11 protein-coding genes are annotated in these 10,374 nt (G+C 34.7%); 6 read left to right on the top strand and 5 right to left on the bottom strand.

Annotated features, from left to right (window positions below):
- Positions 1–165: 165 nt before the first annotated feature.
- Positions 166–705 (bottom strand): L-2-amino-thiazoline-4-carboxylic acid hydrolase, encoded by a 540-nt coding sequence (locus QVB70_RS16415; protein WP_287588501.1) that lies wholly within the window; start codon positions 703–705, stop codon positions 166–168.
- Positions 706–1,112: 407 nt separating this feature from the next.
- Between QVB70_RS16415 and QVB70_RS16410 the strand changes: the two genes are divergently transcribed.
- From QVB70_RS16410 to QVB70_RS16400, 3 genes are all read left to right on the top strand, one after another.
- Positions 1,113–1,610 carry an isoprenylcysteine carboxylmethyltransferase family protein gene (locus tag QVB70_RS16410; RefSeq protein WP_287588499.1) on the top strand — a complete coding sequence of 166 codons (498 nt, stop codon included), beginning with the start codon at positions 1,113–1,115 and terminating at the stop codon, positions 1,608–1,610.
- 228 nt (positions 1,611–1,838) lie between these two features.
- A complete protein-coding gene (locus tag QVB70_RS16405; RefSeq protein WP_287588497.1) occupies positions 1,839–1,991 on the top strand; it encodes a hypothetical protein in 153 nt (50 codons plus the stop codon).
- A gap of 265 nt (positions 1,992–2,256) precedes the next feature.
- Entirely contained in the window at positions 2,257–3,294 is a 1,038-nt protein-coding gene (locus QVB70_RS16400; RefSeq protein WP_287588495.1) for a hypothetical protein, read from the top strand.
- Between the two features lie 25 nt (positions 3,295–3,319).
- Here the strand turns inward: QVB70_RS16400 and QVB70_RS16395 are convergent, their stop codons facing one another.
- From QVB70_RS16395 to QVB70_RS16380, 4 genes are all read right to left on the bottom strand, one after another.
- Positions 3,320–4,660: a hypothetical protein gene (locus QVB70_RS16395; protein WP_287588493.1), complete on the bottom strand. Its 1,341-nt coding sequence runs from the start codon at positions 4,658–4,660 to the stop codon at positions 3,320–3,322.
- A gap of 1 nt (position 4,661) precedes the next feature.
- Complete coding sequence (locus QVB70_RS16390; protein ID WP_287588491.1) at positions 4,662–5,093, bottom strand: cyclic nucleotide-binding/CBS domain-containing protein; 432 nt, start codon at positions 5,091–5,093, stop codon at positions 4,662–4,664.
- Positions 5,094–5,271: 178 nt separating this feature from the next.
- Positions 5,272–5,736: a YbaK/EbsC family protein gene (locus QVB70_RS16385; protein WP_342766579.1), complete on the bottom strand. Its 465-nt coding sequence runs from the start codon at positions 5,734–5,736 to the stop codon at positions 5,272–5,274.
- A gap of 86 nt (positions 5,737–5,822) precedes the next feature.
- Positions 5,823–6,509 carry a zinc-ribbon domain-containing protein gene (locus QVB70_RS16380; protein ID WP_287588487.1) on the bottom strand — a complete coding sequence of 229 codons (687 nt, stop codon included), beginning with the start codon at positions 6,507–6,509 and terminating at the stop codon, positions 5,823–5,825.
- 340 nt (positions 6,510–6,849) lie between these two features.
- Here QVB70_RS16380 and QVB70_RS16375 point away from each other — a divergent pair, with 340 nt between their 5' ends.
- From QVB70_RS16375 to QVB70_RS16365, 3 genes are all read left to right on the top strand, one after another.
- The gene (locus tag QVB70_RS16375) at positions 6,850–8,070 is read left to right on the top strand and encodes an MFS transporter (RefSeq protein WP_287588485.1); all 1,221 of its coding nucleotides are present in this window, start codon (positions 6,850–6,852) and stop codon (positions 8,068–8,070) included.
- Between the two features lie 210 nt (positions 8,071–8,280).
- Positions 8,281–8,856, top strand: coding sequence for a tetratricopeptide repeat protein (locus QVB70_RS16370; protein WP_287588483.1), 576 nt, complete (start codon positions 8,281–8,283; stop codon positions 8,854–8,856).
- A 309-nt stretch (positions 8,857–9,165) separates the two neighbouring features.
- Positions 9,166–10,134, top strand: a complete 969-nt coding sequence (locus tag QVB70_RS16365; protein WP_287588481.1) for an asparagine synthase-related protein — start codon at positions 9,166–9,168, stop codon at positions 10,132–10,134.
- Positions 10,135–10,374 lie beyond the last annotated feature (240 nt).

Below are 10,374 nucleotides of genomic sequence, written 5' to 3'. Positions count from 1 at the left end.
CCTCACTCCTCCCCAAATCAGGAGCGATGATAGCCTCCCCTCTCATTACTAAGAAATCGGTAAGAGCTTTAGCAGTTATTGTCCAGCACTTCTCAACTGGAATCTTCTGCAATAACTCTTTTGATGTCTCCCCCATCCATTTCACCTTTCGAGCTATCTAAAGATCTACTCGTCCTTAAATTCGTAGATGTCTTCGCAGTATGGGTCTCCTTTTGGCATTGCTTTCGTAAGTTTATGGGTTATCTTAGGATTGATAGCCTTGAGTCCTCCTTGAACCCATGTTTCATGGACAGGATAGCAGGACATAACTTCGTGATTTACTTCCTGTTCTTTCCACCTATTCATCCAAGGACACTTGGTAGTTCTAACTATGGTTTTGTCTTTGCTTTTTTGGACTATTTCACGCTCCCACTCATCGCCGAACGCTAAACTTGCAACGACCGAGACTATTTTAGCCGCTCCTATTGCATCATCCACTGGTATATTGAACATTTCTTTAAACAATGGATATAAACGCATTCCTCCTTCTTCACCCCAGGCCTTATTTGTTAACTCTTGAAACCTTTCTGCACCTAAAACAGGCGAGATAATCCCTTCACCCTTACCCATTTCGGTCGCAACCCGTTTCTCCCCTCTCAATAATGCAAATGTTTCAAGAATTTTGGCGGTTATTGCCCATCGCTTCTCAGGTGGAATCTTCTCCAATAACTCCCCCATTAAAGTTCACCATTTTTTTAGTTAGTTTTCGCAAGTTTTCTGAAAAGTATATATGTGTACACTTCTCTTTTTTATATTTGACTTGAAATACACAAAATGTACTTATTTGAATAGTGACTTTTCTAGTAAAAGAATCATTAAAACCAAAAAATTTTGTTGAATTTCTCTTTTAGAAGGTTCATAGCGTCTTCAAGATGTTGAATAAAATCTTGACTTGCATAAAAAGTCAATTTCACGCAACTTAATATCATCCCAGAACACTATCTAAATGTTTCATTTTGTAATAATTTCTGGGAAGATGACTTAAGACTCTACATGAAATATGTAGCAAGAATGAATCTCTTGTTGGGGATTGTTAAGTCACTAATGCGTAGAAGAAGAGGAGGACACTAAATATGAAACAAACAAGTAAAATGGGTTTTCTGTTCTTCATCGCTAGTATTTTATCAGTTCTGGCGTTCCCCTGCAATCCACTGATTATATTCAAGGTTATTGACCCAAATAATATTGAAGTATTATTGTATGTTGGCTGGATATTCATTGCAGTCAGTATAACTCTGATATCTCTGTCTTACTATTCTATTTTCTTCCGCAAATTAAATGTCTTAATTGATAGTGGAATTTACGCAATTGTTCGACATCCCATGTATCTGGGTTGGATTTTAGGGATATTTGTTGCCACCATTTTCTTGTATCAACATTGGATATTTGTGATTATTGGAATTCCTGGAATAGCCAGTCTCTACTTAATCTCAAGACAAGAAGAACAGCGCAACATTGGAAGGTTTGGTGATGACTACAAACACTATATGCAAAAGGTACCAAGAATGAATCTTGTGGTGGGAATTATTAGGCAGGTACGACGTAGAAAAAAGAATGAAAATGACAGATAATAGAGTCCGGAGTTCATTGGAAACAGCGATATTAATGAATGGGTGAAGGAAGTTTACACCAATCTCTTTTATGATTTCATTTCATGAACCTAAGTAGACGTTATATTCGCCTCTAAACTTGTCTATTATTTATCGATTACTTTCACCGATCTCTCTGTCATCCCTTTTATTATCGTTTTTTATAATATTAATTATTCAATTGTTGTTGAACAAAAGGTGAAAATAGAAATGGTAGTAGAAGCATGTGAAATTCAGCATATGTTTTGTCCACAATGTGGAGACCCGTTATATCTTAGAGTTTGGGTAAATAAAGAACAAAGACTGAAGAAAGTTTTTGTCTGTTCCTCATGTCCCTATGTGAAAGATAAGAGTACCATTTAACTTATACAACGAGAAGCCCTATCTGTTAGTGGGGTAGTTCTTGAATATCTTGAACTACTTCATCTGCGTTTCCAATAGTCCTTAAATCGTCTCCGTTTAATTTCTCTAATATCTTACTCATTTTTTGGTCATTCTCAATAGAAATTCAAAATGTCACAATATCACTTTTTATAAAACAAGTCAATTAGGTTAATTTCAATATAACTTAATTGAGGGGATTGAAATAGAAACCGAAACTCTCTATCCAGAAGGATTAGTAAAGTTATTGTCTCCTTTTGTGCAGGATAAATTAAATGAAACTCAAGAATTGCTAGACGAATTGCAATCAATAATTCGTCCAACTACTCCTCCTCATCTAAGGGATGCTTATGCAAGGATCAGCAAAACATACGACACTGTTATTGATCTAAAAGATAAATATCTCTCCCAAATTCACGAAACAATAAAGTACATACCAGAATTAGAAGCCATAAAAGCGTTTCTTATGAACCAGGATCTTAGATCTGACAAAATTTTCTTCGATAATAAATTTAATGAAGCACAGCAAGCTGTGAATCGATCAAAGTTATTGATAGATCAAGTTATTGATGAAATTACTACTTCTAAAGGAATTGAATGGATTATGTATGCTGATAGGTTCCTCATAGGTGCTGAATCGTTTTTAGAGATGGCCCGTTTACAAAATGTTTCAGCATATCGTCAAATTGTCGATAGTTATGCTTCAAGCTATTGTATCCATCTTTTTGAGAGATTTCTTGAACTTGCAAAAAACGATCAAACAGGAGTTCAACTTCGTAGAAAAAAGCAGCCTCTCATTAATATTGCTCACTCCTTGATAAAGCATGTTGAAGCAAGTGCGAGTAATATGAATCTCTCAAAAACTATATTTCAAAATAGAGAGAAGGAAGACCTGCGTGTTGATTTAGTTTACGTAATGTTGCCCTCTATGCACAGCTATATTACTGAAAAAGCTTATTTTCATGCAATTAATACAAGTATAGATTCGTACAATAAGCTTATTTACATTAAAACCTTAAGTGACAAGAAAACGTCAACACAAATAGTAAATGAAAACAAGATTAAACAAAGTCAATTCGTGGGTTTAATTTATGCACTTCATGATGAGGGAGGGAATTTTTGGGGGATCCTACCCCTTTATTCTTATGAAGTGGCAGAATTGAAAGCTAAAACATACTTTCAAGCAAATAAACTGTTGGCATCTGGTGTTTTATCAAGTACCATATTTATTGAGACGCTAAAGCAACATTTATTAGACACTGAAAGCTCAGTTTATTATGCCTAACCTTTTAAAAAAAGAAAAAGTGTTTTTAGAATCTAAAGCCTTGTAATATCTTTGCTAAGATCTTTGCAGCTTCTTTTAGGCCTGAGCCAAAATTGGCAGTTTGCCTAGTCATCTTATGGACTACTGCAAGTTTTGAAGGATCTATTTTTTTAACTAACGCTGCAGCATCAGTGGTTTTTAAGAGTTTTGAGCCAATATCAACCGATGACACTCCTGGTAATACCCATTTTGCTATTGCTGGGATTTTACCTTTTTGAAGTGTTGTACCCAATTTGCTGAGTATTTTTGGATCTATCTTCATTTGACTAAGAAGTTCGCTGCTTACTGAACCTAATTGAGTTAATGCTGGAGTTAATTCTTCAAGTCTTTGAACGGGAATGCTTGCAAGTTTTCCCTCGATTTGAGTGAAAATCGAATCAGTTACATCTGCAACTTTTGTTAAATTTTCATGAATTCTATCGAGGGATTGTCCTCCAATTTTTTCACGAAGCGTTTGAGAGATATTCACATAAATAGACTCAGCTTCTGGAATAATTGATTTTAATTGATATGCAGCTTCTGGCAGAATTGTTCCTGCATTCTTTGCTTCTTTAATCAGGCTTTGGACGGAATCTGAAATCTCTTTAAACGAATTGATTAGTAAAGGACTAATCTGCTGAGTCATTTGGTCAATGCTCGCATTAATTTGACCAAATAACGTGTCTATATTTTGGAGGTTAAGTCCTTCTGGAATTTTCAGGTCTCTGGCAATTTTTTCGACTGTTGATGCAATCTCTTGTGATTGAGTAGCTATACGTTTGGTAAGATTTGTGTCTAGAAGTTCAGAAAGTTCTTTTGGGATACCTTTCAATATGAATTGGGTCTGAGAGGACAAATATTGCAGAAATGGGACTATTTTCGGATCAACTACACCTTTTCGAATATTTGTCCGTATTAATCTGGATAGTCTATAATTTGATAGACGCAGTAAATAGAAAATACTCCATCCACACCACCAACCGCCCCAAGGTCGCCAAATTAAGAATATCCATGGGAAATAGTGATCATCTCGTCGTCGATAACCGAAATTTGTTGTATAAACAACCCTCGTTAATAGAGATATTAGTTGATTCAGCGTCCAGTACAAATAAGAAACTAAATTAGCATCTTTTGGTAATTGTTGGGACATCCAACCAAGATATTCTGCAAAGGCTTCGATTTGGTTGATGATTTGTTCATTTACTTTTCCTCGTAAAAAATTAGTCATACTTCTTGTGCGATCAGTTAATGTTTGGAGTGTTCTAAGAGCTGAATGTGTGATACCTTGATGATAGAGTTCTGAATAGTTCTTTGATAAACTGTTAATAAGATCATTCCACTCTTTCATTTCATTTCTCCTCGATAGCTTTTGAGGCAGATAGTTCAAATTCTTTTAAGGCTAAAAGACAATCATTAATTGTAAGTACTCCCAGGAGTTTTTGATCATTTTTTTGTACAATCGGAATAATAGGCACTTTACGGTCAATCAATGTCTGTGTAGCAGTCATCACATCAGTTTCTTCAGAGAGAGGATCGGTTTTTTCCATAATTTGCTTTATTGTAACTTGACTGGGATCCTCTTCTACAGCAATTACTTTTCTGATGATATCAGATTCCATAACTATACCGCTTAGCTTGTGTTCTTCAGAAATAACAACTAAATCGGTTATATCTCGTGTCTTCATTAGTTTTGCTGCTTCAAGCACGCTCATTGTTTCATTTACTGCTTCATATTCGTCATGAATAGGAAGTTCAGAAACTAAAGGTAGTTTTTTTTGCATAGTTTGTCCCTCGTTGCACTTCAAGGAAAAATGTCTCAAATATTTATTCAATTAACTCTTTCAACTAATCAATGGACATTTAAAAATATAAAACTATTGAATTTGATATTGATAAAAATTGAACTCCTAGGCGTTTTTAAAGTTTATTTGAATATTATAAGGGTATTACTTCAAATGTCTATTTACGAACTCTTACAATTTGCCCCTGATTTGCTTTCTGTAATTCTTCCGGAGAAATTTTTACTAGTGAGTGTTCAGATCCTCCACTTGTGTAAACAACTTCATTTTCTATTATTCTTGGATCTATCAGAAATATTGCTTGATATCCAAATGAAGGAACACCACCACAAGGAAATCCTGTTTTTTCTAAAATCTCTTCTGGTTTAGCGGTTCTGGGTCTTTCGATATTTAAAGCTTTAGCTACACGTGACGTACTAACTCTATTCTCTCCTTTGACAATAGCGACTATCAGATTTCCTTGAAAGTCAACCATGCAAATGTTTTTAACAAACTCTTCTCTCTCAGCCTTTGCAGCTTTTGCAGCTTCTTCTACTGAATGACAGGATTTTTCAAAGTGAAGATGTGCACACTTAATATCTTTATCTCGTATAAAGGCTTTCATTTTTTCTTCAAATTCATTCATGCTTCAAAAATAGTATTAGTAGCCTTAAATAAAGGCTTTGATTCTATACTATAACTCTTTTTTTAGATTTACATTGAATCCAATTGCTAGCTTAAACTTTTTCCGCAGTTCGGACAGAAGATCATATCATCTTCAAGTGGAAAATCACAAGATGGACAAGTGTTCATTTTTATTACAGGTTTTAAACCTGATTCAATTTCAACTCCACAATTCGGACAGTATATCACATCATCTTCCAATTTAAAACCACAATTCTGACATTTTTTCGCTTCCATTGGATGAACTTCCCCAACATCAGCCACAGGGGGACTAGTCTCAATACCAGGTTGCATAACCGGTTCCATAGTAGGTTGCATAACCGGTTCCATAACAGGAATTGGGGTAGTCGAAACTTGACCTTCAGAAGGTAGTCCTTTTACTTTTTCTTGACAATATCTTACAACCTGTTGTGCACTCTTGCCCATTAAATACTTCTCATCCGCTCGTATAGGATTTCCTTTAAGATATATTTTCTGCAAGTTTGTTAGATATTCTAAGCCTTTTAGTTCTGTTATTTCATTAAAACGAAGATCCAATACTCTTAGTTGAGCTAGGTTCTCTAAACCGCGAATCTCCTTTATTTTGTTATGGTCAATAATCAACTCTTGAAGATTTGTAAAATTACCTAAGCCCTGAATCTCAGAAATGGCCTGTAATTTCTTAAAACGGATTTCTAACTTGCCTTTTTTAACTTCATAGTTGTTTCCTCTAACAGTAACATAACCATTTGTCATATTCAGTTCATCACCGTTTTTTTCTTTTATTTTTGAGAGGTAAACTCATATGGCTTTTCAGTGTTTAATTATTTCTGTTAACAGAAAATCTCTATTAAGAACTTGTCAAACGACTATAAAAATGATATCAGCAAGATTTATATTGAATGAATGTATGCAAATCCATTCTTGTGTAATAGCGAATCTTATGAGAGAGTATCCGACTTTGGAAGGAGATATAATTCAAACAATGTCTAAGTTTCACTAAAGAATTGACTCAGAAAGATTTAAATTACTAGAGTTTTTTTCATCGATTACTTTACAGTATTAAGCAAAATTCTTGAGTATGGAAGAATGCAATTTGTCCAAATACATTGAACGAAAGCTTTTAACAGGTTGCTCCGTTGTCCATATAGTAAATGATGGATCAGAAGTTGTAATAGCTGCATTATTACCGCTTATAGCACAAGAATTCTTGCTTAGTTATTTTCAAATTGGTGTACTCTTAGCTTCATATCTGTTAATTCTGGGCATTTTTCAGATTGCTTTTGGCTACCTTTCAGAAAAATTCTCTGAAAAAATCTTATTGAGTTTTGGTTTAGGCATAGTAATGGTTTCCTCTTTTCTAATTAGTCAAACTCAAATTTTCTCCGCATTGTTCGCCTTTAATTGTATGGCAGGCATTGGAGCAAGTACATTCCACCCTGCAAATTTTACTTTGGTGTCACGAGTTTATGAGGGAAACGTCCAACGAGATAAAGTGATGGGGGTCATTGCAGGAGTTGGAGATCTCGGAGTTTTGATTGCATTCTTTTCAAATGGGTTTATTGGTCAATTCTTCGGATGGAGACTGGCTTTTCTGATTTGGGGAGTCTTAGCAGCTCTGGCTATTATTATTCACTCAATCCTCTCTAGAAACTCATCATATGTATGCTCGACTAATGATTCTTCAAATACTCATTCCAAGTCAGATGAAAACAAACCATCGAGTTATTCCTCAAAGGTAAAATGGGGTCTAGTTCTCATACTAGCGCTTAACTTCTGTATTGGCGCAGCGTATCGTACATATCTTGCATTTACACCACTCTTTCTCACAACCACAAAAGGCTTTAGTACAGCAATTGCAGACTCGATAATGAGTATAATGATTGCCGTAGGAGTCATTTCAATCTCGTTAAGCGGTTTTATATTTAAAAAGTATGGAAAGCGAAGAATTGAACTACTTACACTGCTTGTATTAGGTGTTGTTTCGATTTTATTTGCTTTCGTTCAATTAACTGTAGCGATAATCATTCTTCTTCTGATGGTAGGATTTAGCTTATACATAATGTACCCGATTGTGCTAACCTTAGTAGCAGATTTAACACATTTTGAAAAACGTGGTCGAAGCTATGGTTATTTTATGAGTATAAGTTGGATTGGAGGCGCGTTTTCATCTTTCTTGAATGGGATTCTTTCTGAGATTTTCGGATTGTTTATTATTTATATTGTCGTTGCCGTTATCATGCTTCTCTGTATAGGTTTGGTTGCTTTTAGTAGTGCAGACCTTTGGTCAAAAAAGTTAAATGATGTCGATAACTGATATTTTGAAAATCATGCATTCTTCGTGAGGTAATTGTAGATCTCGCAATTTTTTTCCTTTATTTTAAAGTTTATGCGAAAATGTTTTATTTCTGAAGCTAGGATATAATATTTGCAGTTAGTTACAGTTAAATTTGTATATCGGAGCGTAATACACTGCGAAATTTTCAAAATATTAAAATCTAGTGATATGGTGGAGAGTTGTTTCATAATGTCTTTCGTGGAGGAGTTCTTTAAAAGGGGAAATACATATTTCAAGCAAAGAAAATACCAACAAGCGATAGATGAATATACTAAAGCACTAGAAAATGATCCGAACAATTTTTATCTTTTGTACAATATGGGCGTCACTTGTTTTGAGTTATCTCAGTACACGAGAGCAATTGAATTCTACAGACGTGCATTGAGTATCAATCCAAGCTCAATAAAACTATGGAACAATTTGGGTGCTGCGTATGATGAATTAGGTCAACGCGAGACAGCAATAGAATGCTACAGTAAAACAATACAATTAAACCCAGAAGACGATATCGCATGGTACAACCTTGGCGTCGCTTATGAAAGGCGTGGAGAAAGCGACAAAGCAGTTCAATCTTATCAAAGAATTGTTGAAATCACGCCTCATGATGAAAATGCTTGGTTATTCTTGGGATGGGCTTATGGAAGAATGGGCTATTTTCGTCAAGAAATAGAATGTTATGAAACGGTGTTGATGCTAAATCCTAATCATCAACGTGCTAAAAGAGATTTAGAACTTGCGCAAAAGAGGACACCTTTAATATTTTAATTAAATAGCAAGGTCCATTTCCAATCTCAATTCCAAATAATTTTTCTTCTTAATTTTGTTTAACTCTTATTTGAAACTAGATGCTATGCCATTCTTTAATTGTTGATTTTTGAACACATTTCATATGTATGCTCTTTCTGTTTTTTAGCAACTTTTTGATAAGTTATTTAAAATGTTTCTTAAAATCATTATTAATCTCTTTGAAGTGTTGAGACTTGTGGTTTTAAAAAGAATAAGTCATAAAAATGTAAAGAAAGCTTAAAATCCAAATCAGCTTAAATTTTTCAGCTTAATATGGGTGTTTTTCAAATGGAGATTAAAGAGATAAAAATTAATGAACTTAATCCTGAAAAATTCATAGATGAGAAAATACAAGAGATATCCTCAACAGTTGGAGATGGAATCGCTATTAATGCATTATCTGGCGGTGTTGACTCATCAACAGTCACTATGTTAGGGCATAAAGCTTTAGGAAGTCGGCTCAGAACTTACTTCATAGAGAATGGTTTAATGAGAGACGATGAACCTCAACAAGTGGTATCCCTATTTAAGAATCTAGGAGTCCACGTAGAAATTATAGACGCAAAAGAAACTTTCTTCAAAGCATTGAAAGGAATAATAGATCCAGAAGAGAAGAGGGATAAAGGCATTACAAAAACTTTTTACAAGGATGTTTTCGGGAAATTAGTAAAGGAAAGCGGAGCAAAATTCTTACTTCAAGGAACCATTTACACCGATATAGAAGAAACTGTTGCGGGGATAAAGAGGCAACATAATGTACTTGAACAACTTGGAATAGATACAGAAGAGCAATATGGCTATAAAGTTATTGAACCTTTGCTTGAACTTAGAAAAGATACGGTGAGAGTTGTTGCTAAACATCTGGGACTTCCAGAATCAACGTACAACAGAATGCCTTTCCCAGGACCTGCCTTAGCGGCAAGAGTAATAGGGGAAGTAACACCTGAGAGAATTGAAATTGTTAGGAAAGCAACAACAATAGTAGAAGAAGAATTAGCAAACATAGACGCCTTTCAATATATGGCAATACTCCATGAAGACAGAGTTACTGGAATAAGGAGCGGAAAGAGAGAGTTTGGTCGACAAATTGAAATTAGATGTTGGGATAGTGTCGATGCAACAGTTGCTACACCAACATGTTTAAACTTCGAAACGCTGGAGAAACTAGCTGATAGGATCACAAGAGAAGTTCCTGGCGTGGTAAGTGTAACTTACAATATTGCAAAGAAACCACCTTCCACAATGGAAGTTGTTTAGACGTCTCCTTTTCTTTTTAAGCGTCAAGCAAGTCCTCATTTTTTACCATAACTTTTTAAAAATAGGTAATTTTCCTTCAAAATTTTCTAACGCAAAAAATATCACATTTTATCACGTTTTTGTGATCATCAGTTTCTTTTTTGGTGAAAAGTTTATAATCATCAACGTAGATACTATATTTGAATATCAAAAAAACAATATATGGATTTGTACAAAAATTAGGGGCGTATTTATCATTAT

Origin of the sequence: Candidatus Borrarchaeum sp., from assembly GCF_019058535.1 — an archaeon.
Lineage (GTDB): Archaea > Asgardarchaeota > Sifarchaeia > Borrarchaeales > Borrarchaeaceae > Borrarchaeum > Borrarchaeum weybense.
This window is presented reverse-complemented; position numbering and strand designations above follow the sequence as displayed.